Source organism: Streptomyces sp. NBC_01341, from assembly GCF_035946055.1.
Classification (GTDB): domain Bacteria; phylum Actinomycetota; class Actinomycetes; order Streptomycetales; family Streptomycetaceae; genus Streptomyces.
Genome location: NZ_CP108364.1, coordinates 2,006,140 through 2,032,532 on the forward strand (window position 1 = coordinate 2,006,140; position 26,393 = coordinate 2,032,532).

Sequence of the window (26,393 nt, forward strand, 5' to 3'; positions counted from 1 at the left end):
TCCTTACGGGGTGGTGAGAGAGACCGCTTCCTGGAGGCGGTCGGCCTGCTTGTCCTTCAGCGGGCCGATGACCGAGAGCGAGGGCCGCTGTCCGAGGACGTCCGCCGCGACGGCCCGGACCTCGTCGGGGGTGACCGCCGCGATCTTGGCCAGCATGTCATCGACGGACATCTGTTCGCCCCAGCAGAGCTCGCTCTTGCCGATGCGGTTCATGAGCGCGCCGGTGTCCTCCAGGCCCAGGACCGTGGAACCCGCGAGCTGTCCGACCGCTCGGGCGATCTCGTCGTCACCGAGGCCGTCCGTCGCCGCGCGGTCGAGCTCGTCGCGGCAGATCTTGAGTACGTCGTGGACCTGGCTGGGCCGGCAGCCCGCGTACACGCCGAAGAGGCCGCAGTCGGCGAAGCCGGAGGTGTACGAGTACACGCTGTAGGCCAGGCCGCGCTTCTCGCGCACCTCCTGGAAGAGGCGCGAGCTCATGCCGCCGCCGAGTGCCGTGTTCAGGACGCCGAGCGCCCAGCGGCGCTCGTCGGTCCTGGCCAGGCCGGGCATGCCGAGGACGACGTGGGCCTGCTCGGTCTTGCGGTTGAGCAGCTCGACCTTGCCGGCGGCCCGCAGGGTGCGGGAGCCCTCGCGCGGCGCCGTGGGGACGGCGTCGGTGCGGGTGAGGGCGCCTGCCCGCTCGAAGGCCTTCCGGACCTGCCGTACGACGGTGGCGTGGTCCACGTTGCCCGCCGCGGCGACCACCAGGTGCGTGGGGTCGTAGTGCTTCTTGTAGAAGCGGGCGATCTGGCCGCGGTTCAGCGCGTTGATCGTGTCGACGGTGCCGAGGACCGGGCGTCCCAGCGGAGTGTCACCGAGCATGGTGTGCGCGAACAGGTCGTGCACACAGTCGCCCGGGTCGTCCTCCGTCATCGCGATCTCCTCGAGGATGACGCCGCGCTCGGCGTCGACGTCCTCGGGGGTGATCAGCGAGCCGGTCAGCATGTCGCAGACCACGTCGATGGCGAGCGGCAGGTCGGTGTCCAGGACCCGCGCGTAGTAGCAGGTGTACTCCTTCGCCGTGAAGGCGTTCATCTCGCCGCCGACCGCGTCGATCGCGGACGAGATGTCGAGGGCGCTGCGCTTGGCCGTGCCCTTGAAGAGGAGGTGTTCGAGGTAGTGCGTCGCGCCGTTCAGGGTGGGTGTCTCGTCGCGCGAACCGACGTTGGCCCAGATCCCGAAGGTGGCGGAGCGGACGGAGGGCAGTGTCTCGGTGACGACCCGGAGGCCGCCGGGGAGGACCGTGCGGCGGACCGTGCCGATGCCGTTGCTGCCCTTGAGAAGCGTTTGGGTACGGGCGACGGCCCGCCCCTCCTCGGAGGGGCGGGCCGTCGTCACGGAACTACGGGACGTCACTTGTCGGTGTCGTCCTTCTTCTCGTCCTCTTCACCCTCGACGACCGGGATCAGGGAGAGCTTGCCGCGGGAGTCGATCTCCGCGATCTCGACCTGGACCTTGGCGCCGACGCCGAGCACGTCCTCGACGTTCTCCACGCGCTTGCCACCGGCGAGCTTGCGGATCTGCGAGATGTGCAGCAGGCCGTCCTTGCCGGGCATCAGGGAGACGAACGCACCGAAGGTGGTGGTCTTGACGACCGTACCCAGGTAGCGCTCGCCGACCTCCGGCATGGTCGGGTTGGCGATCGCGTTGATCGTGGCGCGGGCGGCCTCGGCCTGCGAGCCCTGCTGGGCACCGATGTAGATGGTGCCGTCGTCCTCGATCGTGATGTCGGCGCCGGTGTCCTCCTGGATCTGGTTGATCATCTTGCCCTTGGGGCCGATGACCTCACCGATCTTGTCCACCGGGATCTTGACCGTGATGATCCGCGGGGCGTTCGGGGACATCTCGTCCGGGACGTCGATGGCCTCGTTCATGACGTCCAGGATGTGCAGACGCGCGTCACGGGCCTGCTTCAGCGCGGCGGCCAGGACCGAGGCGGGGATGCCGTCGAGCTTGGTGTCGAGCTGGAGCGCGGTCACGAACTGCTTGGTGCCGGCGACCTTGAAGTCCATGTCACCGAAGGCGTCCTCCGCACCGAGGATGTCGGTGAGGGCGACGTAGTGGGTCTTGCCGTCGATCTCCTCGGAGATCAGGCCCATGGCGATACCGGCGACGGCGGCCTTGAGCGGCACACCGGCGTTCAGCAGGGACATGGTGGAGGCGCAGACCGAGCCCATGGACGTCGAGCCGTTGGAACCCAGCGCCTCGGAGACCTGGCGGATCGCGTAGGGGAACTCCTCGCGCGACGGCAGCACCGGCACGATGGCGCGCTCGGCGAGCGCGCCGTGGCCGATCTCACGGCGCTTCGGCGAGCCCACGCGGCCGGTCTCGCCGACGGAGTACGGCGGGAAGTTGTAGTTGTGCATGTAGCGCTTGCGGGTCACCGGGGAGAGGGTGTCCAGCTGCTGCTCCATGCGGAGCATGTTGAGGGTGGTGACGCCCAGGATCTGGGTCTCGCCACGCTCGAACAGCGCGGAGCCGTGCACGCGCGGGATGGCCTCGACCTCGGCGGCCAGCGTACGGATGTCCGTGACGCCACGGCCGTCGATGCGGACCTTGTCCTTGATGACGCGCTCACGGACCAGCTTCTTGGTCAGCGCGCGGTAGGCACCCGAGATCTCCTTCTCGCGGCCTTCGAACGCCGGGAGCAGCTTCTCGCCGGCGATCTCCTTGATGCGGTCCAGCTCGGCCTCGCGCTCCTGCTTGCCGGCGATGGTGAGCGCCTTGGCGAGCTCGGTGCGGACGGCCTTGGTGAGCGCCTCCAGGACGTCGTCCTGGTAGTCGAGGAAGACCGGGAACTCGCCGGTGGGCTTGGCGGCCTTGGCGGCGAGGTCGGACTGGGCCTTGCAGAGCGCCTTGATGAAGGGCTTCGCGGCTTCCAGACCGGCGGCGACGACCTCTTCGGTCGGCGCCTCGGCGCCGTCCTTGACGAGCTGGATGGTCTTCTCGGTGGCCTCGGCCTCGACCATCATGATCGCGACGTCGCCGTCCTCGAGGACGCGACCGGCGACGACCATGTCGAAGACGGCGTCCTCGAGCTCGGTGTGCGTCGGGAAGGCGACCCACTGGCCCTTGATCAGGGCGACGCGGGTGGCGCCGATCGGGCCGGAGAAGGGCAGGCCCGCCAGGATCGTGGAAGCGGAGGCGGCGTTGATCGCGACCACGTCGTACAGGTGGTCGGGGTTGAGCGCCATGATCGTCTCGACGATCTGGATCTCGTTGCGCAGGCCCTTCTTGAAGGAGGGGCGCAGCGGGCGGTCGATCAGGCGGCACGTGAGGATCGCGTCCTCGGAGGGCCGGCCCTCACGGCGGAAGAAGGAGCCGGGGATCTTGCCGGCCGCGTACTGCCGCTCCTCGACGTCCACCGTGAGGGGGAAGAAGTCGAGCTGGTCCTTGGGCCGCTTGGAAGCGGTGGTGGCCGACAGCACCATGGTGTCGTCGTCCAGGTACGCGACGGCGGAGCCTGCGGCCTGCTTGGCCAGGCGGCCCGTCTCGAAGCGGATGGTGCGGGTGCCGAAGGTACCGTTGTCGATCACGGCTTCGGCGTAGTGGGTCTCGTTCTCCACTAGTGATTTCTCCATACTCGTCGTCTTTCGTCCTGCCGCCCGTGTGGCGGAGGACGGTGCGGAGAAGCGCTCCCCTGTGTGCGGGCCGGTCTTCGATCGAAGCTCCCGGGCGTTGTCCCGGGGGCCACTACCGAGGACCGGCGGCGGCCGTGGGGCGCTTCCCCTCGTCATGGTGTCGTGCGTCCAGGTTACTGATCCAGACCCCGGTCCCGCACGTACAGCAAAGGGAGCGGCCCCCAGGAATGGGGGAACCGCTCCCTCTCACAGCGTCCTTACTTGGCGCCGCCGGCCGCACCGCGGCGGATGCCGAGGCGGTCGACGAGCGCACGGAAGCGCTGGATGTCCTTCTTGGCAAGGTACTGCAGGAGGCGGCGACGCTGGCCGACCAGGATCAGCAGACCACGACGGGAGTGGTGGTCGTGCTTGTGCGTCTTGAGGTGCTCCGTCAGGTCCGAGATCCGGCGGGAGAGCATGGCGACCTGGACCTCGGGGGATCCGGTGTCACCCTCCTTCTGGGCGAACTCGGACATGATCTGCTTCTTCGTAGCGGCGTCGAGCGGCACGCGTACTCCTCTTGATGTTCGATGCGCCCACGAGTGCCCCTGGTCTTGATCTCAGGGGAGCTTCCGTGACTCGGAGGCGAAGGTCCGATGAGCGCAGCCCCCAGGGTGACCCGGAGGCGCGTACACAAACGGCCACCAGTCAGAGTACCAGTCGCCGGGAGCGCCTCCGACGGGCGTCAGCTGGTCATGGCCCTGGCCCGGGCGAAGATGTCGAGCACGGCGAGGCAGAGCGGGACCAGGGAGAGCAGCAGGGCGCTCTCCGTGAGGTCGAGGAGACGGCCCCAGAACGGTGAGAGACCCTTGCGCGGGATGATCAGGCCGATCGCGGTGAGCAGGGCGGCGCCCGCGGCGACGGCGGCCGACAGCCAGATCGTACGGATGTCCAGGGAGCTCCGGTCGCCGTAGCGCACCAGGTCGTACAGCAGGCCGGCCGGCGGGTTCAGCGACAGGCCGAGGACCAGCAGTGCCACGGCGCCGATGCCCGCGACCAGGACGCAGGCGACCTGTGAGGTGTAGCGGAAGAGACGGGCGCGCAGCAGCATCGCGAGTCCCGCGGCAAGGGCGAGTACCTGGCCCCAGACACTGTCGGAGAAGCCGAGGACGGCGGCGGAGCCGACGACGACGGCGGAGCAGCCGCCGACCAGGCCGAGGAGCATCTCGTGGCCGCGGCGCGCCTGGGCGGCGATGCGGTCGGCGTCGACGGGCCCGCCCTGGGTCTCGGGAGCGCCGCCCGGCTCGGCGAAGGGTTCGTCGTAGCCGGCGGGGGCGGTCCGCGGCGAGGCGTAGCCGATGGGCAGGCGGGCGAAGCGTGCGGAGAGGCCGGGCAGGAAGGCGACCAGGCCGAGCGCCACGGGGGCGCAGACGGCGGCGGTCTCGGTGGCGGTGGCCTCGGCGAGGATCGCGACGAAGGTGGCGAGGGTGCCGACGGTGGCGAGGAAGGTCGCCGCCACGAACGGGGCGTCGCCGCTGGGGGTGAGGGCGACCAGGACGACGGAGGCGAGCAGGACGGCGACGCAGCCGAGCAGGAACTGCAGCCGGCCGGGGCCCTGGCCGGCGTCGGCGCCGATGACGCCGGAGCCCGCGATGAGGACGAGGGGCAGGGCTCCGAGCCCGAGGGCGACCGCCGTGGCCCGGTCCGCGTAGACCCGCGCGCGTACGCCCGCGAAGGCGGTCAGCAGCAGGCCGGCGGATCCGGCGATGATGCCCGGCAGGCTGTGCATGTCGTGGCGTACGGGATCGGCGAACCAGAGCACGAAGCCCATCAGGACGAGCAGCAGGACACCGCCCACCAGGCCCGCGCCGCGCAGGAGTTCGTCGCTCCACAGGTGGCGGTCCCGGGTGACGGCGGAGGCGACGGCGTCGGAGACGTCGTCGAAGACGGCGGGCGGCAGTGACTGTGCGAAAGGCCGCAGGCTGAGGAGTTCACCGTCGAGCACCTGTTGCGCGGCGAGGGTGCGGGCACCGTCGAGGACGCTGCCGTCACGGCGCACGAGGTGATAGCCGGTGGGTGTGCCCGCCGCCTGGGTCTGGCCCGTGAGACGCAGTATCTCGGGGTAGACGTCGGCGACGGCGATGTCCTCGGGAAGCGCGACGTCGATCCGGCTGTCGGGTGCCACGACGGTGACGCGGCAGAAACCCGTCGCTGCGGTCGTACTCACGTGTCTGGTCCCCCTGATTCGCGGTTGCGCACAGTGCGCGCGCCACCCTACCGGGAGGGGTCGAGGTGATCTGCACGTAGGATCACCGTCGCGCGGATCCGAGTCCGCAGCAGTCGCAGCCACGGGGGCGTCGGTGCGGACCGGCCGGCCTTCCGCCCGTCCGTATTGAGGGATTGATGTTCCGGTGAGCCAGATCGTCGTGAAACGACCTCCGCGGTCTCTGCCGCCGGAAGTACCCGCTGACGAGTTGACTTTGGAGGCTCCTCCCGAACTGCCCCGCGGGCAGCAGGAGGGCATGCTGATGCAGGTCCTGCCGGTGCTCGGCATGGGCTCGTCGGTCGTCTTCTTCTTCTCTCCGCAGGCACCTCCGTTCATGCGGATCATGGGTGTCCTGATGCTGGTCTCGACGGTCGGCATGGTCGCCGCCCAGATCGTCCGGCACCGTCGCGGTACGCAAGGGCAAATGGGCGATGTCCGTCGTGACTACCTGAAGTACCTCGCCCAGACGCGGCGGACGGTACGCCGTACCGCTCGCGCCCAGCGTGATGTGCAGCTCTATCTGCACCCGGCACCGGAGCAGTTGTGGTCGGTGGTGGCGGAGGGCAGCCGGGTGTGGGAACGGCGCGTCGGGGACAAGGACTTCGCCCAGGTACGGGTCGGCCTCGGGGCGCAGCAGCTGTCGACCCCGCTGATCGCCCCGGACACCGCTCCCGTGGACGAGCTGGAGCCGATGTGCGCGGGCGCGATGCAGCGGTTCCTGGCGGTGCACGGGTCGTTGGACGGGCTGCCGATGGCGGTCTCGATGCGCGCCTTCTACCACGTGACGGTGTCGGGACGCCCGGAGTCGGCGCAGTCGACGGCGCGGTCCATCGTGGCGCAGCTGGTGACGCTGCACTCCCCCGAGGACCTGATGGTCGCGGTGGTGGCGGCGCCGGGTGCGGTGGGGCGCTGGGACTGGACGAAGTGGCTGCCGCACACGCAGGTGCCCGGCCAGGTCGACGGGGCGGGCACGAAGCGGCTGTTCGGGGATGACCTGGGCGAGCTGGAGAGCCTGCTCGCGGGCAGGCTGGACGGCCGTCCGCGCTTCGGCCGGGAGAGCAGCCCGGTGCTGGACCAGCCGCACATCGTGGTGGTGCTCGACGGCGGGATGGTGCCGCCGGACTCCCTGTTCGCGGCCGCCGAGGGACTGCAGGGCGTGACCATCGTCGAGGTGGTGCCGGGCGAGCTCGACGAGCCGCGCGGCGGTCTCTCCGTGGTGGTGCGTCCGGGGCTGCTGCGCCTGGAGTCGGGTTCGGGGCTGGCGTACGAGGGGGTGCCGGACAGCATGTCGCCGGAGGCCGCCGAGGCGCTGGCCAGGCAGCTCGCACCGCTGCGCATGGGCGGGGGTGACGACGACGAACCGCTGCTCGCCAACCTGGACTTCACGGATCTGCTGAGTCTCGGCGACGCGGGCTCCGTCGACGTGGGCCGCACCTGGCGGCCGCGCTCGGTGTCGGAGCGGCTGCGGGTGCCGATCGGCGTCGGCGAGGACGGCCGGCCGGTGATGCTGGACCTGAAGGAGGCCGCGCAGGAGGGCATGGGCCCGCACGGGCTGTGTGTCGGCGCGACGGGTTCCGGTAAGTCGGAGCTGCTGCGGACGCTGGTGCTCGGTCTCGCGGTCACGCATTCGTCGGAGACTCTGAACTTCGTGCTCGCGGACTTCAAGGGCGGTGCGACGTTCGCCGGGATGTCGCAGATGCCGCACGTCGCCGCGGTCATCACCAACCTGGCGGACGACCTCACCCTGGTCGACCGCATGGGTGACGCGATCCGCGGTGAGCTGCAGCGCCGGCAGGAGCTGCTGCGATCGGCGGGCAACTACGCGAACATCCACGACTACGAGAAGGCGCGGGCGGCGGGCGCTGCCCTGGAACCGCTGGCATCCCTGGTGCTGGTGATCGACGAGTTCTCCGAACTCCTTACGGCCAAGCCGGACTTCATCGAGATGTTCATCCAGATCGGCCGCATCGGCCGTTCGCTCGGGGTGCATCTGCTACTCGCGTCGCAGCGCCTGGAGGAGGGCAAGCTGCGCGGCCTCGACACGTATCTGTCGTACCGGATCGGCCTGCGGACCTTCTCGGCGGCCGAGTCGCGCACGGCGCTGGGTGTGCCGGACGCGTACCACCTGCCGTCGGTACCGGGTTCGGGCTACCTCAAGTTCGGTACGGAGGAGATGACCCGCTTCAAGGCGGCCTACGTGTCGGGGACCTACCGTACGGGCGGTCCCGCTCTGCCCGTGGGGCAGTTGCCGATCGAACGCCGGCCGGCGGTGTTCAGTGCCGCTCCGGTGCCGGTCGTGTACGCGGCGCCGGACCCGGCACATCTCGCCGCCCGGGCCGCCGCGGACGACGACGCGCTCGCCGACACGGTGCTCGACGTGATCGTGCGCCGGCTGGAGGGGCAGGGCGTGCCGGCCCACCAGGTGTGGCTGCCGCCGCTGGACCGGGCGCCGACGCTGGACCAGCTGCTGCCGGGGCTGGCGCCGACGGAGGAGCGCGGGTTCACCGCGACCGAGTACACCCGGCCCGGCGGACTGACCGTGCCCCTCGGCCTGATCGACAAGCCGTTCGAGCAGCGCCGCGAGGTGCTGTACCGGGACTTCTCCGGCGCGGCCGGACACATGCTGGTGGTGGGCGGTCCGCAGTCGGGCAAGTCCACGATGATGCGGGCCCTGATCTCCTCGTTCGCCCTGACGCACACGCCGCACGAGGTCCAGTTCTACGGGCTGGACTTCGGCGGTGGTGGTCTCGTCTCGCTCGCCGGGCTGCCGCACGTCGGGGGGATGGCGTCGCGGCTGGACCCGGAGCGGGTGCGCCGGACGGTCGCGGAGGTCGGCGGTGTCCTCAACCGCCGCGAGGAGTTCTTCCGCGCCCACTCCATCGACTCGATCGCCACCTACCGGCGCAAGCGCGCCCGGGGTGAGCTCCCCGGCGAGGCCTGGGGCGACGTGTTCCTGGTGATCGACGGCTGGGGCGGTTTCCGCAACGAGTACGAGGGCCTGGAACAGGTCGTCACCGAGATCGCGGCGCGCGGCCTCGGCTACGGCATCCACGTGGTCATCACCGCGGCCCGCTACATGGAGGTGCGGGCGGCGCTGAAGGACCAGATCCTGGGGCGGCTCGAACTGCGGCTCGGCGACGTCATGGACTCCGAGTTCGACCGCAAGGTCGCGGCGAACGTCCCGGCCGGGGTGCCCGGTCGCGGCCAGGTCCCGCAGAAGCTGCACTTCATGGGCGCGCTGCCGCGCATCGACTCCGTCAGCAGCGGCGAGGACCTGTCCGAGGGCACGGCGGCCCTCGTCACCGCGGTGGCGTCGAACTGGGCGGGCCCGGTGGCCCCGTCCGTACGGCTGCTGCCGCGCAAGCTCCCGGCCGACCAGCTGCCCAAGGGCTTCGAGTTCCCCGAGCGGGGCATCGCCATCGGTATCGACGAGACCTCGCTGGAGCCGGTCTTCGTCGACTTCGAGACGGATCCGTTCTTCCTGGTCTTCGGCGAGAGCGAGTCCGGCAAGACCAACCTGCTGCGGCTGATCGCCAAGCAGATCGGGGAGCGCTACTCCCCCGACGAGGCGAAGATCGTGGTCGGCGACTACCGCCGGGCGCTGCTCGGCGCCCTGCCGGAGTCCCATCTGCTGGAGTACGCGCCGATGGCGAGTGCCATGCAGATGCACATGGAGGCACTCGCCGGGGTGTTCGCCCGCCGTCAGCCGCCGACCGACGTGACGCCACAGCAGTTGCGGGACCGCAGTTGGTGGTCGGGCCCGCAGATCTTCATCATCGTCGACGACTACGACCTGGTCGCCACGAACGCGGGCAATCCGCTGGCGCCGCTCGCGGAGTACCTGCCGTTCGCCCGTGACACGGGGGTCAGGTTCATCATCGCGCGGAACTCCGCGGGTGCCTCGCGGGCCATGTACGAGGGCTTCATGCAGCGCATCAAGGAACTGGGCGCGCAGGGGGTGGTGTTGTCGGGCGACCCGTCGGAGGGCGACCTGATCGGTTCGGTGCGCGGTCACACGATGCCGGCCGGACGCGGGTACTTCGCGTCGCGCCGGCGCGGGACACCGCTGGTGCAGACGGGCCGGCTGCCCGAGCAGCACTGAGCAGGACGGCCCGGTACGGCAGGAAGGCCCCCCGCGCGGGCGCGGGGGGTCCTTCGTGCGAACGCCGCGCGGCGCCGTAGCTGTCGTCGCGCGCCCGCCAGGGATTGCGGGACAGCCTTAGCCGACGGCGGGCGCGGGCGCATCTAATTCGGCTCCTTGCCCTGGCGATCCGCCGTCCGGGGATAATCGGTGCGCGGGCCCGGGACGTGGAACGGCCCGCGGGAGCGCGCTCCGTCGCGGAACAGGGAAAGGCGTCTGATGGGCACCCAGCAGGAGAAGGACGAGCTGTACGCACTCGACATCTCGGGGGTCGAGTGGCTGAGCGCCCCCGGGACGGAGGAGGCGGAGGAACGGGTCGAGATCGCGCATCTGCCGGGCGGGGCCGTGGCGATGCGGTCCTCGCTCGACCCGGAGACGGTGCTGCGCTACACGGAGGCCGAGTGGCGTGCCTTCGTACTGGGCGCGCGGGACGGCGAGTTCGACCTGAAGTAGGCGTGGTCCCCGCCGGGCTCGCGCGGGGCGGCGGGCGGACGGAAGAGGGGCACGGCCCGTCGGGCGTGCCCCTCTTCCGGTGACCGGCCCCGGCTCGGGTCAGTACGCCTCGGTGAACAGGCGCGAGGCCTTGACGTCCGTCGAGCGGTAGCTGTCCTTGCCGCTCTCGATGATCTTGGCGACGTGCTCCAGCCGGTCCTTCATGTGGTCGGCCTTGCCCTTGTACTGCTTCTGCAGGCCGACGTACCCGGCGTGGGCGTCACCGTCCCAGGTGTCGGTGACGACCTTGAGGGCGGCGTCCATCTCCTCGAGGTCCTTGATGATGTTGCGCGAGACGACGCGGAGGCGGTTCGCCATCTCCTGGACGCTCTCGTACCTGACCTTGGTGTTCGGATCTCCGGCCATCTGTCTGCTCCTCGGATGTCGACGTGTAGAAGGTGGTGCTGCGGCGGCGGCCGGGCTCAGAGGTTGTTGAGTCCGGAGGTGTTCGACGAGGAAGCGGGCTCCTTCACGGCGTTGAAGGCCGCGCGGACCTCGTCGTCGTTCGCGTTGGAGAGGTTCTTCGTCTGGCCCACACCGTCGAGGAGCACGTTCAGGAGCCGACGGATGTCGTCGTGGTCCTCGTTGATCACGATCTGTGCGGATGTGAATCCACCGGCGCCGACGCCGGTCCACCCGGCACTGACGGTCGCGAGGATGTCGGCCAGCTCGCGGGACTGCTTGGACACCGCCTGCGCGGTCTCGATGATCTTGTTCTTGGCCTGGACGATCGGATCGTCGGCAAGTCCGAACCCAGAACCGGTGGGGCTGCTCATCCGGAGGTCCTATCTCTCAGTTCCCGGGCCCGTCCGCAGGTCGCGGACGGGCTTGTCGCTGCACGGGGTCCCGGAAGCTCCCGGCGGCGTTCGCACACGCCGGAATCGGACTCAGCCACTTCTCGTTCCCCCGTCACACACGTGAAGTCTGCTACCACCCTAGCCACTTAGCCATCTCTCCCCAACTGCGCTTTCCGGTTGGAGATCTACTTCACGGACGCCCCTCTCGACGCACACCGCGCCGACGCCGGACATCACGGACGACCGTGGCCGTACCGGCCACGACGCACACCAGGACGGCCGCCAGGGCCAGGACGTAGGTGGCGTAGCGCTCGCTGCGTTCCTGCGAGGTCTCGGACATCGACAGGTGCGCGGCCCGGGGTGCGGGGGCCTCGGGCGGCGCGGGATCCGGGTGCGCCGAGGCCGACGGGACGTCGTCCTCGTCCCCGGCGAGCGCTTGTACCGGGTCCACCACCCCCCATCCGACGTAGGCGTCGTGGCCGGTGACGGAGCGTTCGGCGGTCTGCTCGATGCGGGCGACGATCTCGGCAGGCGACCATGCGGGGTACTTGGCGACGAGGAGGGCGGCGACCCCGGCCACGTAGGGCGCGGAGAAGCTGGTTCCGTTGTCCGTGCACTGGCCGTTCCCGGGGACCGTGGAGACGATGTCGACGCCCGGCGCGGCCACCCCCACGAACTCGCCCGCCTGGGAGAACGCGGCGCGTTCGTTGTTGCGGTCGGAGGAGGCGACCGCGAGGACACCGGGGAAGGCGGCCGGGTACGTCTCCTTCATTCTGCCGTCCATGCCGTCGTTGCCCGCCGAGGCGACGACGACGATGTCGCGGGCGAGCGCCCTGGCCACGGCCCTGCCCAGCGCAGAGTCCTCGGTGAGGGGCTTGGTGGTGTCCTGGGAGATGTTGATGACCTTGGCGCCCTTGGCGATCGCGTGGTCGATCGCGGTGGCCATCGTGGTGTCCTTGCCGCTGTTGTTCTCGTCGTTCTGCCGGATCGGGATGATGGTGGCCTCGGGAGCCAGCCCGACGAACCCCGTCCCCTTGCGGGGGCGGGCGGCGATGATGCCGGCGACCTTGGTGCCGTGGCCGACCTCGTCCGTGGTGCCGTCGCTGCTGCCCCCCTTGAGGAGGTTGCGACCCGCCGAGGCGTCCACCGCCCCCTTGAGCTGCGGGTTGGCGTCGTCCACCCCGGTGTCGATGACGGCGACCCGTACGCCCTTGCCCTTGGTGTCCTGCCACAGTTCGTCGAGCAGGACGCGCTGCAACGGCCAGGGGCGGCCCGCGAACTGCTCCTTCATCGGGAAGGTGCATTCGCCGCTGCCGTCCAGAGCCGGTCCGGTGCGGTCCGCCGGTCCTCCGGTGGCGTACGCGGCGTGGGGCGCCGCCAGCGCGGCGATGGCCGCCGTCAGCACTGCCGTCTTCCGGTACAACATCTGTTTCCTCTCCCCCGGATCCCGCGTTCGTACGGTTCGCGGCCAGGTCTCTCGTCTGCATCAGGCGGGCGCGGCTTGATCCGAACGAGAGGCCCTAGGAGCCCTGGGGCTGGCGTGCGCTGTTGGTGTCGAGCCTGGGCCCCTTGGACAGGAACTCGGACCAGGCGATCGGCACGAGCGAGGGGGTCACCTTCTCGTAGCCCAGCCTGACCTGCGCCTGGCTGGGCTCGGGCCTGCCGTCCTGGGTCTTCTGGCCTCCGGTGCCGATGTCGGAGCGCTGGGCGTCGCTGTCGCCGTTCGCCTGGACCGCGTAGCGCAGTCCCGTGTCGGTCACCAGGAAGAGCGATCCGTCGGGCCTGGACTGCCGGCCCCGGACCTGTGTGTAGAGCAGGCCGCTGCCCGGGGTGACGTAGGTGCTGGTGCCCCCGGCGTTGATGGCGGCCGGGTAGGCGGTGCCTGCCCAGGTGCTCAGTGTCGTCCGGCCCTTGTCGTCGACCTTGCGCAGCACACTGCACACGGTGTCCCGGCCGCCGCCGGCCGAGTTGACCTGCTTGGCCCGGTGGGCGGGCCAGTGGGCGGCCTGGCCCGCGAAGGTCCGCGTGTCCGGGACGAAGTCCTGCAGACCGACGGCTCGGGCCTCGCCGGCCAGGTTGAGCGTCGCGGTCTGGGGTGAGCTGGTCAGCAGCCAGGCGGTGAACTGGGAGACCGGCTGGACCTTGCCGTCGAGGACGACGTAGTAGGCGGTGCCCTCGCCCGTCGTGGTCCGCAGGACCATCCCGACCCTGTCCTCCTCGGCGGACAGCTGGCCCTTGATGTGCGCGGGCGCGCCGACCGTGCCGGGGATCCGCGGGAAGACGAGCGGGCTGCCCTCGTGGAGGGTGGCCAGCCAGTCGTCGGTCACGGCCTGCGGCCGCGTGCTGCCGACGAGGGCGCTCGTCAGGAAGCCGTTGTCGTCCGCCGTCTCGTCGACGCGGTATTTGGAGCCGCTCGCGTCGACGAGGTAGCGGGTCCTGTCCTGGCCCTGGACGTAGAGCACCTGGCCGCCGTCGAGGCGGTTCGCGCCGTCGGTCAGCCCGTTGTCCCGTTCCGCGAAGACGAAGGCCGCCTTCTGCACGGTGTTGCCCTTGCCACCGGGCTGTTCGCAGACCGCCCACCGCTTGGCGCGGCCCGCGTCCATCTCGTCCGGCAACCGGTCGGGGGCGTACGGGATACCGAGGATCGGGCCGCGCGGAGGCTTGCCCGCGTCGAGGATGTCGTCGCTGACCTGGATGACGTCGAACTGCTGGGGCGTGAGGAGGAGCCGGGCCGAGGCGAGGTTCAGCACGGGGTGCAGCAGGGTCCTCTTCTGCTTGCCCTCACCCGTCTCGAGGACGACGTACCGGGTGGTGGACTTCTTGCCGACGATCACCTTGGCGTACGGCTTGTCCCATCCCTTGGGCGCGGTGGGCTTGAACATCCCCCAGGCGCCGAAGCCTGCCATGACCAGCGCTCCCACGATCAGGCTCGGGACGACGGCTCGCAGGGGCCGCGGGGCGCCCTCCTCGGAACCCGTGGGCGAGGGTTGGAGGAATGCGGCCACCGTGCGCTTCTTCGCAAAGGTGTACGCGTTGAGCTCGTCCCGCCGTGATGCCATGAGTGTGTCTGTCTCCCCGTGTCTCCCCGCGCGGCCCGGGAGCGCGGGCGTTCCCGCCCCCTGTGCCGGACCCGGATGCCGGACCCTGGTGCCGGACCGGCCCCTACTATGCCTGCTGACCGCGCGCACCGATGGGGCGGGTAGGGTGATCCAGCCGCCGAAGCCCCGGCGGGAGCGGGGCGATCGGGTGGAGTTGGGGCCTTATGAACGGGGGAATGCCGGAATGATGGCTTCCACGACGCGGACACGTCCGGCCGGGAACACCCGGCCGTCCGGAGGGTCCGGAGCGGGCCGGCGGGGCGCCTCCGGCAACGGTCCACGCACCTCCCCCAGCGGCCCCCAGGGACCCGGCGGAGCGGTCGCTCCGCGGCTGAACGGACGTGCCGGACAGATCGGTTCGTTCCGATTGCAACAACTCGTACTGATCGAAATCGCGGCAGCGCTGCTCGTGGCTGCCTGGGTGACCGATCCGCTGCTGCTCATGCCCGCCGGTGTCCTCGCCACGGTCCTCGTGCTGCTCGCCGTGGTCCGCCGCCACCGCCGTTCGCTGCCGGAGTGGCTGGGCACCGTCTTCGCCCTGCGCGCCCGCACCAGGCGAGCGGCCTCCCTGACACTCCCGGTGGGAACGGAACCCGGACTGGCCCCCGCGGTGGAGGCCGAACCGGCCCTGCGTACCTACTCGTTCAGCGACCGCGACCGGCGCCCGGTCGGGATGATCGGCGACGGCACCTACCTCTCCGCCGTGGTCCAGGTGGAGTCGGACGCCACCGCGCTGCGGCCCGACCGCTCGGCGCGGCCGCTGCCCCTGAGCCTCGTGCGTGAGGTGCTGGAGGTCGACGGGATCCGGCTGGAGTCCGCACAGATAGTGCAGCACACCCAGCCCGCTCCGGCTCCGCACCTGCCGTCGCAGTCGGTCGCGGCGCGCAACTACGCGCCGTTGCAGGCGCAGACGGGATCGCCGGCGCTACGGATCACCTGGATCGCGCTGAAGCTCGACCCCGAGCTCTGCCCGGAGGCCGTGGAGGCGCGGGGCGGCGGGGTCGTCGGCGCGCAGAAGTGCGCGGTGCGCGCGGCCGACCAGCTGGCCAGCCGGCTGACGGGTGCGGGTTTCCGTGCCACCGTGTTGACGGAACAGGAGCTGACGTCGGCGATCGCGACGTCGGCGTGCGTGAGCCCGCTGGCCATGGCGCAGGCCGGCCGCACGGAGACACCGGGCCGCCGCACGGAGGAGACCTCGCGCACCTGGCGCTGCGACGACCGTTGGCACACCAGTTACTGGGTGAGCCGTTGGCCGAATCTCGGTGGCGGCGGTGCGTCGATGCCGCAGCTGGTCGCCCTGCTCACCTCCATCCCGGCGCTCGCCACGACGTTCAGCCTGACCCTGGGGCACGGCGCCCGTTCGGCGGTCTCGGTCACGGGGCACCTCCGCATCACCGGGCGCAGCGACGAGGAACTCCTCGCCGCCCGTCATGAACTCGAGCGCACCGCGCGTGGCGTCAAGGCGTCCCTGGTCAGGCTGGACCGCGAACAGGTGCCCGGCGTGCTCGCCACTCTGCCGCTCGGGGGTACCCGCTGATGTCCGCAGGCACGAGCGCCAGGTCCCGGCTGGGATTCGGTCTCATCGGCCCCCGACGGGGCCGGCACACGGTGTCGTACGACGAACTGGCCTCGCTCGCCGTGCCCGTCGGGGACGACGGCACGGTCATCGGTGTGGACGCGGAGGGGCGCCCGGCCGTGCTGGGCGTCAACCGGCCCACGCCGTACGAGGTCACGCTCATCGGCGGGCTGTGGACCGCGCAGGTGCTCGCCCTGCGGTCGGCGGCGACGGGGGCGCGAATCGCCGTGGAGACCGGCCGCGCGCAGGCCTGGACGGCTCTCGCGCAGGCGGCGGGCGGCGGACAGCCGTGCATCTCGCTGCACGACGTGGGGCGGGTGCCGCCGCAGGGCGCGTCGGCCGGCTCTCCGGTGGTCGTGGTGCGGGACTGCGGGATGCGTCCGCCGCGAGGACGTGTGGTGGCCGGGCCCTGGCAGTCCGTGGTGACCCTGCTTCCCTACCTGAGCCCGGTGGCCCCACGACTGATGGACAAGTCCGCGCTCGTGGGCGTGCAGCGCGTCTCTCCGGACGAGGCCGCACAGATCGGACGGATCCTGAACCTGTCGGCCGCCGAGACCCAGGCGCTGTCCACGCTCGCCGACGGCGTCACCCTGTGGTGTTCGGGCGGGGACCGGCAGTTCGTGATGACCCAGGCCACCGATGCCGAGTCGGGGCTGCTGGGCGGCGCCCGGCGGATGGACTGAGCCGTTCCCGTGGGACGGATGCCCTGAGGGGCGTGCCGGGGCGGATGCACCCCTGAAGGGCATGCGCGGAACAGCCCTCATTTCGCGGGCAGATGTACGTTTTCGACCACTTCTCTGCAGCTGCTCCTTCACACTTGGTTCACTTGTGGCGTGACGTGACCTACTGGACAGTTCTTCCCTTGCGGTACGGCCTGCCGTAGTGCGCCCTGTGGCGATTAGGGTGGTGGGTGCGCGGCAGAGGAACCTGCGGGCAGGCACTGCGCGTCGCAAGGGGGAGAGCCGGGCGGATCGCACCACGGGAACGGTCGCCCCCACCCACCACGGCACAAGGGTGCTCGACCACACCAGGAGGCAAAGTGAACGGCGATCGGGACGAGATCCGCGGGGGATGGAACACGCCCGTCGACGAGTCGTCCGACGCGGAGCCCGCAGAGATGACGGGTGAGTTCACCATCGACTACACCCCGCCCGCCTGGTACACGCAGAACGCGTCCGGGGACACGTCGGGCGGAGCGGGGTCGCACCTCGCGCCGCCGCCGCCGAACGGCGCGCCGGTCTCCGTGCCGGGCCTGCCGGCATCCGGGGGATTCGAACCGGGCTGGCCCCCGGTGCAGCCGGGCCCTCCGGCTCAGTCGGCGTCCCCGGTACGGCCGGCGCCTTCACCCGCCGAGCCGGCGTCCCCGGTCTCCGCCTCGGCGGAGCCGCCCGTGGGGAGCGGGCCGTCCGGTGCGTTCGGAGGCGGCGACGTGGAGAGCGGGGCCACCATGCGCTTCTCGCCCGCCGCGCTGAAGCGGGAGATCGCGGAGCGTGAGGCGGCCGCCGAGGCCGAATCGGCCGTGTCCCGCCCCGGTGCCGCGGACGGAGCCGCCGAGCCCGCGTCGGCAACCACCGCGCCCGTGACGCCCGCGTCCGTCCCGCCGGAGGCAGCCGCCCCGTCCGGTACGGACACGCACGAGGCCGCGTCCTCGTCTGCCGGACCGTCCGATGCCGCATCGTCCCCGGACGGTGCCGTCACCACGGCACCGCAGACGGGCGAGGTGGAATCCGGGGCCGGCGACGGCGCCGCCATTCCCGACACGGAGAAGGACGCCGAGGCCGACGAGGCCGGGGCGCCCGACAGCGCAACGGCACCGGCACCGGCACCGGCACCGGCACCGGCGGCAAACGACGCGCAGGCGGACGGCGCACAGGCAGGCGACGAGCCCGCGGACGCGGTGCCGGACGCCGCGCCGGGGGACACGGCACAGGCTCCAGCGGCCGATGCGAACCCGTCGTCACACGTGGGTGCGCCTCCGTCAGCCGACGCGCCCCAGGACGCCGTGCCGTCGAACGTACCGGCCCCGTGGTCACCGGGGGCGCCCGCGCAGGGTGCTCTGCCGCCCCTGCCGCCCTCCTTCCAGCCTGCCGCCCCGCAGGCGAACGCGCCGCAGCCCGCGGCACGGTGGCCCGCCCAGCAGCCGGAGCCCGCGCGGCCGGGCGAAACGCCGGGAGGGTACGGATCCCCGCAGACACCCGCCGTAGCCGCCCCGCCGGCCCGCCCCGCACCTCCGGCGCCGCCGCAGCCGCCCGCCCACCCCGACGCGGCCGCGCCGCAGGGCGGCTACGGCTTCCCGCAGGCACCTCCGCAGCCGGTCCCGGCCCAGGGCGTCGCATCCCAACTGCCCCCTGGCCCACCGCAGCACAGCGGATACGGCTTCCCCCAGGGCGCCCAGCAGGGCGGCTACGGTTTCCCGGCTCCGCAGGCACCCCCGCAGCAGATCCCCGCCCAGGGCTCACCCCAACTGCCCCCTGCCGCACCGCACTACGGCGGATACGGCTTCCCCCAGGGCGCCCAGCAGCCCGCCGCGCCCGCTCCACAGAGCGGTTACGGGTTCCCCGCACCGCAGACCCCGCAGCCTCCTCATTTCCCCGCACCGGGGCAGCAGCCGCTCCCGGCGCAGATCCCGCAGCAGCCGGCCCAGGGCACCCCGAACCTCCCCGCCCCCGCCGCGCAGCAGCAGCAGCAGCCCGAGGCCTACCAGCCCCAGGCTCCCGTCGACCCCCGTACCGGCTCCGCGTGGCCGACCGCGGTCACCCACGACCAGCGGGAGCGTTCCGTACCGGGCGCCCCGCTCGGTTACACGGCCGCGGTGGAACTCTCGTCGGACCGGCTCGTCCGGGGCAAGCAGAAGGCCAAGAGCAGCCGTACGCCCTCCGGTGCCTCACGCTTCAAGCTGGGCGGCAAGAAGGAGGAGATCGAGCGGCAGCGCAAGCTGGAACTGATCCGCACCCCGGTCCTGTCCTGCTACCGGATCGCGGTCATCAGCCTCAAGGGCGGCGTCGGCAAGACCACGACGACGACCGCTCTCGGATCGACCCTGGCCACCGAGCGGCAGGACAAGATCCTCGCCATCGACGCCAACCCTGACGCCGGCACGCTCGGCCGCCGGGTGCGCCGCGAGACCGGGGCGACGATCCGCGACCTGGTCCAGGCGATCCCGTACCTGAACTCGTACATGGACATCCGCCGTTTCACCTCGCAGGCGCCTTCCGGTCTGGAGATCATCGCCAACGACGTCGACCCCGCGGTCTCCACGGCCTTCAACGACGAGGACTACCGCCGGGCGATCGACGTCCTGGGCAAGCAGTACCCGATCATCCTCACCGACTCGGGGACCGGCCTGCTCTACAGCGCGATGCGCGGGGTACTGGACCTCGCCGACCAGCTGATCATCATCTCCACGCCCTCCGTCGACGGCGCGTCGAGCGCGTCCACCACGCTGGACTGGCTGTCGGCGCACGGATACGCGGATCTGGTACAGCGCTCCCTGACCGTCATCTCCGGTGTGCGTGAGACCGGAAAAATGATCAAGGTCGACGACATCGTGCAGCACTTCGAGACGCGCTGCCGCGGCGTCGTGGTGGTGCCGTTCGACGAGCACCTGTCGGCGGGTGCCGAGGTCGACCTCGACATGATGCGCCCGAAGACCCGTGAGGCGTACTTCAACCTGTCCGCGCTCGTGGCGGAGGACTTCCAGCGTGCCCAGCAGCAGCAGGGTCTGTGGACGTCCGACGGCAGCAGCCCGCCGCCGCAGTTCGCGCCGCCGATGCCGGGACAGCAGACGCCCGGTCAGCCGGGAGTCGCACAGCAGCAGTACGCGCCGCAGCAGCAGCCGGGCGGCCCCTACCCCGGTCAGCCGCAGCCGGGGCAGCCGTATCCCCCTCAGCCGTACCCCGGTCAGCCGTATCCGCCCCAGCAGCCGTACGGGGGACAGCCGCAGTACGGGCAGCAGCCGCCGCAGACCGCCGTGCCCCGGCAGCCGTACCCGCCGCACCCCGCTCCGGGCGCCCAGCCCGGCGGATGGCAGCAGCAACCGCCGTCTGCCCAGGGGCAGCCCGGAGTGGCGCCCGCCGGAGCGCCTCCGGCCCCCGCGCACCACGACGGCCAGGCCAATCAGTCCGGGCAGCCCGAACTGCGAGGCCCGGTTCCGCCGGCAGGCCGGGAGCAATACCCTCCGCAGCCGCCTTCGGCGCCTCAGCAGTAAGGCAGTAGAGGTCTAAACCAATGAGGGCTCGCACCGTTCACCCGGTGCGGGCCCTCATCGCATTCCCGCAGCCCACACGCGGTTTGGACGACCGTTGACGCGACTCGACCGCCGCTGATAAACCTTCGCTTCACCAGCTGGCGAACCAGAGATCTGCCCGCCTTCACCATGCGAGTCATGACGCGAGGTCCACGTCCTATGGTCACAAGAGTCCCTCCACACCCGTCCCGCCCACGCGGCCGCCTGCGCGTCCTTCTCGCTTCCGGCGCGGCCGCTCTGGCCCTGGCCGCCGGATCGGTCGTGCCCGGCAACCCGCTTGCCCCCGCCCCCCAGGAGGCGCACGCCGCCGACGGCACGTCGACGCTCACGGTCGCGGTCGCGCAGAGCGTGGACTCCCTGAGCCCGTTCCTCGCACAGCGGTTGCTCTCCACGAGCATCCACCGGCTGATGTACGACTTCCTGACGAACTACGACGCCAAGGACAACCACACGATTCCCGGGCTGGCCACGGCGTGGGAGCCGTCGGCCGACAAGCTGACGTGGACGTACACGATCCGGTCCGACTCGAAGTGGTCGGACGGCGAGAAGGCCACCGCAGAGGACGCGGCGTGGACCTTCAACACGATGATGACCGACGAGGGTGCGGCGACCTCGAACGGCAGCTTCGTCTCCAACTTCAGGAAGGTGACGGCTCCCAGCCCGGACAAGCTGGTCATAGAGCTGAAGCAGCCTCAGGCGACGATGACGGCGCTCGACGTGCCGATCGTGCCCAAGCACGTGTGGGAGAAGGTCGGCGACTTCTCCAAGTTCAACAACGACACGAAGTTCCCGATCGTGGGGAACGGTCCGTTCATCCTGACGGACTACAAGGTCGACAGCTATGTGAAGCTCAAGGCCAACAAGGACTTCTGGCGCGGTGCGCCGAAGTTCGACGAGCTGGTCTTCCGCTACTACAAGGACCAGGACGCCGCCGTCGCCGCCCTCCGAAAGGGTGAAGTCTCCTTCGTCGCCGGCAGCCCGAGCCTGACCCCCGCCCAGGCCGCGTCCCTGAAGACGGCCGAGAACATCAAGGTGAACGACGCCCCCGGCCGGCGCTTCTACGCCCTGGCCACCAATCCGGGCGCGCGGACCAAGGACGGCAAGAAGTTCGGTGACGGGCACGCGGCGCTGCTGGACCAGAAGGTCCGTCAGGCGCTCTTCATGGCGGTGGACCGCACCACCATCATCGACAAGGTCTTCCAGGGCCACGCCATAGAGGGTGAGGGCTACATCCCGCCCCGCTACGGCTCGTACTTCTGGAAGCCGGCGGCCGATCAGAAGCACGCCTTCGACCCCGCCAAGGCGGGGGCGCTCCTCGACGAGGCGGGCTACAAGAAGAACAGCGACGGCAAGCGGGCGGGCAAGGACGGCAAGCCGCTCGACTTCCGCATCCTGTGCCACGCCACGGACCCGAACGACAAGGCGATCGGCAAATACCTCCAGGAGTGGTGGGGCGACCTCGGCGTCGGCCTGAAGGTCGACTGCCGCGACAACGTCTCGGACCCCTGGTACGCGGGCGAGTACGACCTCGCCTTCGACGGCTGGTCCGTCAACCCGGACCCCGACTTCGTCATGTCGATCCACACCTGCGCGGCGCTGCCGGCCAAGGCGAAGGAATCCGCCGCGACCGACAACTTCATCTGCGACAAGCAGTACGACGAGCTCTACGCGAAGCAGCTGGCCGAATACGACCCCGCCAAACGGGCCGACCTCGTCAAGCAGATGGAGTCGCGGCTGTACGACACGGGGTACATGAACGTCATGGCGTACCCGAATGCCGTCGAGGCCTACCGGACCGACCAGATCAAGTCCATCACGACCATGCCGTCGGACGCGGGCAACATCTTCGGTCAGGACGGCTACTGGAGCTGGTGGTCGGCGGTGCCGGCCGCCGGTGCGTCGGGCGACTCGTCCGGCGGCAGTGGCAGCTCCACCGGGGTCCTCATCGGTGTCGGTGTCGCCGTAGTCGTCCTCGCCGGTGGCGGGCTCCTGTTCGCCATGCGTCGTCGTTCCACCGCGGAAGACCGTGAATAGTCCATGAGCACAGAAAGCACTCCCGCGCTCCTGAAGGGCGCGGCGGGCGTGGACGCTGTTGCGACCGACGGTCCGGCTCCGGCCGGGCCGTCGGCCCGCAGTCCTCGCGCCCGCAGCACGACCGCTTATCTCCGCTATGCGGCGGGCAAGCTGGCCGGTGCGGCCGTCTCGCTGTTCGCCGTGCTCGTCACCAGCTTCTTCCTGTTCCGTCTGATCCCCGGCGACCCGGTCAAGCAGATGACCGGCGGCCGGCAGGTCTCGACCGAGCAGATCGCCGCGATGCGCAAGGAATTCGGCCTGGACCTGCCACTCTGGCAGCAGTTCACCGAATACTGCGGCAAGGCCCTGACCGGGGACTTCGGCACGTCGTACCAGTTCCACGCGCCGGTCATGGACAAGATCAGCGAGGCACTGCCCGCGACGCTGCTGCTCACCGGCACCGCCTTCGTGATCTACACCGCGATCGGCATCTGGCTGGGCGCCAGGTCCGCCTGGCGCAACGGCTCGGCCGGCGACCGCTTCCACACCGCCTTCGCCCTGACGCTGTACTCGGTGCCCTCGTTCTGGCTCGGCCTGCTCCTGATCATCACCCTGTCGGTGGGCATCGGGCCGATCCCCGGCATGTTCCCGACCGGAGGCATGGAGTCAGGCAGCGAGACCGGCTTCGCGTACGTCATGGACGTGGCCCACCATCTGGTGCTGCCCGTCGTCACCCTCGTCGCCGTCGAGTACGCGCGCACCCTCCTGGTGATGCGCTCCTCGCTGCTCGACGAGATGGGCAGCGACTACCTGACGACGGCCCGGGCCAAGGGGCTGCGCGACGACCTCGTACGCCGTCGGCACGCCGTACCCAACGCCATGCTGCCGACGGTGACCCTGCTCTTCGTCAACCTGGGCAACACGGTGGCGGGCGCCATCCTGGTGGAGACGGTGTTCTCCTGGCCGGGCCTGGGCGGCCTGTTCTACCAGGCGCTCAGCGTGCCCGACCTGCCACTCGTGCAGGCGCTGTTCTTCGTGTTCGCCGCCGCGGTGATCCTGATGAACACGCTCGCCGATGTGCTCTATCCGCTCCTCGATCCCCGGGTGGGCCGATGACGACCACGACCACGACCGACGCCGCACCGGCCATCGGCCCGCGCGCCCTCGCCCGGGCCCGAAGGCGACAGGCGGCGGCACGCTTCTGGCAGCAGTACCGCACGCACCGGGCGGGACTGGCCGGCCTCACCGTGCTCGCCCTCATCGCCCTGATCGCGCTGGCCGCCCCGCTGCTCGTCGGGGCGGACTCGCAGAGCGTCACCGACGCCCCCGGCGGCCCCCTGGAGTCGCCGAGCGCCGAGTTCCCCCTCGGTACCGACCAGTTCGGACGCAGCCTGCTCGCCCTGCTCGTGTGGGGGACGCGGGTCTCGCTGACGGTGGGTCTGCTCGCCGCGTTCCTCTCGGTGGCCATCGGGACGCTGGTGGGCATCACGGCAGGCCACTTCAAGGGGTGGTACGGCAACGTCGTCATGCGGATCACCGACTGGTTCCTGGTGATGCCGACGCTGGTGCTCGCCATCGCGCTGGCGACGGTGCTCTCACGGTCGCTCTGGACGACGATCCTCGCCATCGGCGTCACGACCTGGCCGACGACGGCACGGCTCGTGCGGGCGCAGACGCTGTCCGTGGAGTCCCGTCCGTACATCGAACGGTCCAAGGCGCTCGGCGGCGGGCACGGCCACATCATGTCCCGCCACGTGCTGCCGAACGTGATGCCCCTCGTGCTCGCGCAGACCACCCTCGTGATCTCCACCGCCATCCTCACCGAGGCGACCCTCGCCTTCCTCGGGCTCGGCGATCCGACGATCGTCTCCTGGGGCGGGCTGCTCCAGGACGCCCGTGAGGCCGGAGCGGTCAGCTCCGGGAACTGGTGGTACCTCGCTCCGCCCGGACTCGCCATCGCGGTCGTCGCCCTCGCGTTCACGCTGTGCGGCCGCACCATCGAATCCGTGCTCAACCCCAAGCTGGGGGTGTCCCGTTGACCGCTGTGAAGACAGAGAGCGTGGAGAGGCCGGAGACCGGGCAGCCGTTGCTCGACGTCCGGAACCTGCACGTCACCTACGGTTCCGGGGCCTCCGCGGTCCCCGCCGTCCGCGGCGTCGACCTGCGGGTCGAGGCCGGCCAGAAACTCGGGATCGCCGGGGAGTCCGGCTGCGGGAAGTCGACGCTGGCGCTGGCGCTGCTCCGGCTGCTGCCCGCCTCGGCGACCATGAGCGGGGAGATCCTGCTCGACGGCGAGGACGTCCTCACCATGAAGTGGGGGCGGCTGCGCGCCGTGCGCTGGGCAGGGGCGTCGATCGTCTTCCAGGGCGCGATGCACTCGCTGAACGCCGTGCACCGCATCGGGGACCAGATCGCCGAACCGATCCTGCTGCACCGCAGGGCGACGCCCGCCGCCGCTCGTCGGCGCGCAGGTGAGCTGCTGGAGCAGGTGGGCCTGCCGGCCGCCCGCGCGGACGCGTATCCGCACGAGCTGTCAGGGGGGCAGCGCCAGCGCGTGATGATCGCGATGGCGCTCGCCTGCGACCCGCGGCTGGTCATCGCCGACGAGCCCACCACGGCTCTCGACGTGATGATCCAGGCTCAGATCCTGCGGCTGATCGAGCAGCTCGTCAGCGAGCAGGACCTGGGGCTGATCATGATCAGCCACGACCTGGCGGTGCTCTCCGACACCTGCGACCGGCTCTCGGTGATGTACGCCGGCCGGGTCGTCGAGGAGGGCCCGGCCAAGCAGGTGTACGAGAGCGCCAGGCACCCGTACGGAAGTGCTCTGTCGGCCGCCTTCCCGCGCATCGGCGACCTCGCGTCCCGGCACGCGCCCCGCGGGCTGCCGGGCGACCCGCCGGACCCCTCGGCCCTGCCCTCGGGCTGCACGTTCCATCCGCGCTGCGCGGCGGCGCTGGATTCCTGTGCCACACAGGACCAGGAACTGCGGCACGCCGGCCCCGCACGGCGGGCAGCCTGCGTGCTGGTGGAAGCGGACGTCACCCCGGGGCCGGCACCGCACGCCGGCACCGAGGAAGCAAGGAGCACCTCATGACCACGACTCCCCCGGCCCCGCTGCTCAGCGCCGAGTCTCTGGAGGTCGCCTTCCCCGGCCGGCGCGGGGCGGCGACCGCGCGTGCGGTGGACGGCGTGGACCTCGACATCCGGCCCGGCGAGATCGTCGCCCTGGTCGGCGAGTCGGGCTGCGGGAAGACGACGCTGGCCCGGTCCCTGCTGGGCCTCGTCCCGCCCACCGCCGGCCGGGTCACGTTCGGTGGCGAACCGCTCGACTACAGGGGCCGGGCGCTCAAGGCGTACCGCAAGCGCGTGCAGCTGGTGCTCCAGGACCCGAGCGGCTCGCTCAACCCGCGCCACACCGTCTACGACGCGGTGGCGGAGGGCCTGCGTATCCACGGTTACACGGGCGACGAGCGGGCTGCCGTGTCCGGGGCCCTGTCGCGCGCTGGGCTACGGCCCCCGGAGCGGTTCTTCCTGCGCTTCCCGCACGAACTGTCGGGCGGGCAGCGCCAGCGCGTCGTGATCGCGGGCGCCCTGGTCCTGGAGCCGGAGCTCATCGTCGCGGACGAGCCGGTCGCCTCGCTGGACGCCTCCGTGCGGGGCGAGATCCTGGCGCTTCTGCTGCGGCTGCGCGACGAGCTTGGGCTGTCGGCGCTGGTGGTGACACACGACCTGGGGCTGGCGTGGAACATCGCCGACCGGGTCGCGGTGATGTATCTCGGCCGGATCGTGGAGACGGGTGATGTGGAGCAGATCCTCACGGCCCCCCGGCATCCGTACACCCAGGCGCTGCTGTCCGTGCTGCCGGAGGCGGACGGGGAGCCGGTCATCCTGACGGGCGAGCCGCCGGACCCCTCGAAGGTCCCGTCCGGCTGCCGCTTCCACGCCCGCTGCCAGATCCTCGCCTCGGGCGAGGCTGAGCGGGCCGGGGTCGCCGACGCGTGCCGCACGAAGGACCTGCCGGTGCTGGAGGGCGACGGCCGGACCGGCGTCGCCTGCCACTGGGCGGCGGCCCGAGCGGCCGAGGCACCCGCGGTGCCCTGAACGTCGTCCTGACAGGACTCCGGGCCCGGCACGCCACGTGCCGGGCCCGGAGTCGTGCCGG

Annotated in this window: 18 protein-coding genes; 10 read left to right on the forward strand and 8 right to left on the reverse strand. The window is 71.1% G+C overall.

The features are described from left to right. Positions 1-3 precede the first annotated feature (3 nt). The 4 genes from OG206_RS08485 to eccD all read right to left on the reverse strand — a co-directional run bounded on the left by OG206_RS08485 (position 4) and on the right by eccD (position 5,826). Positions 4-1,395, reverse strand: a complete 1,392-nt coding sequence (locus OG206_RS08485) for a M16 family metallopeptidase (protein WP_327113880.1) — start codon at positions 1,393-1,395, stop codon at positions 4-6. Then, positions 1,392-3,605, reverse strand: a complete 2,214-nt coding sequence (locus OG206_RS08490) for a polyribonucleotide nucleotidyltransferase (protein WP_327122214.1) — start codon at positions 3,603-3,605, stop codon at positions 1,392-1,394. Before OG206_RS08490 ends, OG206_RS08485 begins: the two co-directional genes overlap by 4 nt. A 272-nt stretch (positions 3,606-3,877) precedes the next feature. Continuing rightward, entirely contained in the window at positions 3,878-4,168 is a 291-nt protein-coding gene (rpsO, locus tag OG206_RS08495) for a 30S ribosomal protein S15 (protein ID WP_003965855.1), read from the reverse strand. Positions 4,169-4,344: 176 nt separating this feature from the next. Further along, positions 4,345-5,826: a type VII secretion integral membrane protein EccD gene (eccD, locus tag OG206_RS08500; protein ID WP_327113883.1), complete on the reverse strand. Its 1,482-nt coding sequence runs from the start codon at positions 5,824-5,826 to the stop codon at positions 4,345-4,347. Positions 5,827-6,010: 184 nt separating this feature from the next. On the opposite strand from eccD, the gene eccCa reads away from it, so the two are divergent. Continuing rightward, positions 6,011-9,967 carry a type VII secretion protein EccCa gene (gene eccCa, locus OG206_RS08505; protein ID WP_327113885.1) on the forward strand — a complete coding sequence of 1,319 codons (3,957 nt, stop codon included), beginning with the start codon at positions 6,011-6,013 and terminating at the stop codon, positions 9,965-9,967. Positions 9,968-10,225: 258 nt separating this feature from the next. Next, positions 10,226-10,459 (forward strand): DUF397 domain-containing protein, encoded by a 234-nt coding sequence (locus OG206_RS08510; protein ID WP_014048676.1) that lies wholly within the window; start codon positions 10,226-10,228, stop codon positions 10,457-10,459. A 99-nt stretch (positions 10,460-10,558) separates the two neighbouring features. On the opposite strand, the gene OG206_RS08515 is transcribed toward OG206_RS08510, so the two are convergent. From OG206_RS08515 to eccB, 4 genes are all read right to left on the reverse strand, one after another. Next, positions 10,559-10,864: a WXG100 family type VII secretion target gene (locus tag OG206_RS08515; RefSeq protein ID WP_327113890.1), complete on the reverse strand. Its 306-nt coding sequence runs from the start codon at positions 10,862-10,864 to the stop codon at positions 10,559-10,561. 56 nt (positions 10,865-10,920) lie between these two features. Then, on the reverse strand, positions 10,921-11,274 hold the full coding sequence (locus tag OG206_RS08520) for a hypothetical protein (protein WP_327113892.1): 354 nt from the start codon (positions 11,272-11,274) through the stop codon (positions 10,921-10,923). A gap of 211 nt (positions 11,275-11,485) precedes the next feature. Beyond that, on the reverse strand, positions 11,486-12,721 hold the full coding sequence (mycP, locus tag OG206_RS08525) for a type VII secretion-associated serine protease mycosin (RefSeq protein ID WP_327113894.1): 1,236 nt from the start codon (positions 12,719-12,721) through the stop codon (positions 11,486-11,488). 94 nt (positions 12,722-12,815) lie between these two features. Next, a complete protein-coding gene (gene eccB, locus OG206_RS08530) occupies positions 12,816-14,354 on the reverse strand; it encodes a type VII secretion protein EccB (protein ID WP_327113896.1) in 1,539 nt (512 codons plus the stop codon). A gap of 223 nt (positions 14,355-14,577) precedes the next feature. Here eccB and eccE point away from each other — a divergent pair, with 223 nt between their 5' ends. The 8 genes from eccE (at position 14,578) to OG206_RS08570 (ending at position 26,332) form a co-directional block, all read left to right on the forward strand. Next, positions 14,578-15,930 (forward strand): type VII secretion protein EccE, encoded by a 1,353-nt coding sequence (eccE, locus tag OG206_RS08535; protein WP_327113898.1) that lies wholly within the window; start codon positions 14,578-14,580, stop codon positions 15,928-15,930. Further along, positions 15,930-16,652: a hypothetical protein gene (locus OG206_RS08540; RefSeq protein ID WP_327113900.1), complete on the forward strand. Its 723-nt coding sequence runs from the start codon at positions 15,930-15,932 to the stop codon at positions 16,650-16,652. The genes eccE and OG206_RS08540 overlap by 1 nt, the downstream gene beginning before the upstream one ends. Before the next feature lie 356 nt (positions 16,653-17,008). Next, positions 17,009-20,176, forward strand: a complete 3,168-nt coding sequence (locus OG206_RS08545) for an SCO5717 family growth-regulating ATPase (protein WP_327113902.1) — start codon at positions 17,009-17,011, stop codon at positions 20,174-20,176. A 198-nt stretch (positions 20,177-20,374) separates the two neighbouring features. Then, a complete protein-coding gene (locus tag OG206_RS08550; RefSeq protein ID WP_327113904.1) occupies positions 20,375-22,249 on the forward strand; it encodes an ABC transporter substrate-binding protein in 1,875 nt (624 codons plus the stop codon). Between the two features lie 3 nt (positions 22,250-22,252). Further along, positions 22,253-23,344, forward strand: coding sequence for an ABC transporter permease (locus OG206_RS08555; RefSeq protein ID WP_327113906.1), 1,092 nt, complete (start codon positions 22,253-22,255; stop codon positions 23,342-23,344). Then, positions 23,341-24,267: an ABC transporter permease gene (locus OG206_RS08560; RefSeq protein ID WP_327113908.1), complete on the forward strand. Its 927-nt coding sequence runs from the start codon at positions 23,341-23,343 to the stop codon at positions 24,265-24,267. The genes OG206_RS08555 and OG206_RS08560 overlap by 4 nt, the downstream gene beginning before the upstream one ends. Further along, entirely contained in the window at positions 24,264-25,325 is a 1,062-nt protein-coding gene (locus tag OG206_RS08565) for an ABC transporter ATP-binding protein (RefSeq protein ID WP_327113910.1), read from the forward strand. Before OG206_RS08560 ends, OG206_RS08565 begins: the two co-directional genes overlap by 4 nt. Then, positions 25,322-26,332, forward strand: a complete 1,011-nt coding sequence (locus OG206_RS08570) for an ABC transporter ATP-binding protein (RefSeq protein WP_327113912.1) — start codon at positions 25,322-25,324, stop codon at positions 26,330-26,332. Before OG206_RS08565 ends, OG206_RS08570 begins: the two co-directional genes overlap by 4 nt. Positions 26,333-26,393 lie beyond the last annotated feature (61 nt).

Excerpts from the sequence above, each read along its gene's own strand:
- OG206_RS08555 (WP_327113906.1), top strand. The coding sequence starts at position 22,253 with ATGAGCACAGAAAGCACTCCCGCGCTCCTGAAGGGCGCGGCGGGCGTG.
- eccE (WP_327113898.1), top strand. The coding sequence starts at position 14,578 with ATGATGGCTTCCACGACGCGGACACGTCCGGCCGGGAACACCCGGCCG.
- OG206_RS08540 (WP_327113900.1), top strand. The coding sequence starts at position 15,930 with ATGTCCGCAGGCACGAGCGCCAGGTCCCGGCTGGGATTCGGTCTCATC.
- mycP (WP_327113894.1), bottom strand. The coding sequence starts at position 12,721 with ATGTTGTACCGGAAGACGGCAGTGCTGACGGCGGCCATCGCCGCGCTG.
- OG206_RS08520 (WP_327113892.1), bottom strand. The coding sequence starts at position 11,274 with ATGAGCAGCCCCACCGGTTCTGGGTTCGGACTTGCCGACGATCCGATC.
- OG206_RS08510 (WP_014048676.1), top strand. The coding sequence starts at position 10,226 with ATGGGCACCCAGCAGGAGAAGGACGAGCTGTACGCACTCGACATCTCG.
- OG206_RS08550 (WP_327113904.1), top strand. The coding sequence starts at position 20,375 with ATGGTCACAAGAGTCCCTCCACACCCGTCCCGCCCACGCGGCCGCCTG.
- OG206_RS08560 (WP_327113908.1), top strand. The coding sequence starts at position 23,341 with ATGACGACCACGACCACGACCGACGCCGCACCGGCCATCGGCCCGCGC.
- eccB (WP_327113896.1), bottom strand. The coding sequence starts at position 14,354 with ATGGCATCACGGCGGGACGAGCTCAACGCGTACACCTTTGCGAAGAAG.
- OG206_RS08570 (WP_327113912.1), top strand. The coding sequence starts at position 25,322 with ATGACCACGACTCCCCCGGCCCCGCTGCTCAGCGCCGAGTCTCTGGAG.
- OG206_RS08515 (WP_327113890.1), bottom strand. The coding sequence starts at position 10,864 with ATGGCCGGAGATCCGAACACCAAGGTCAGGTACGAGAGCGTCCAGGAG.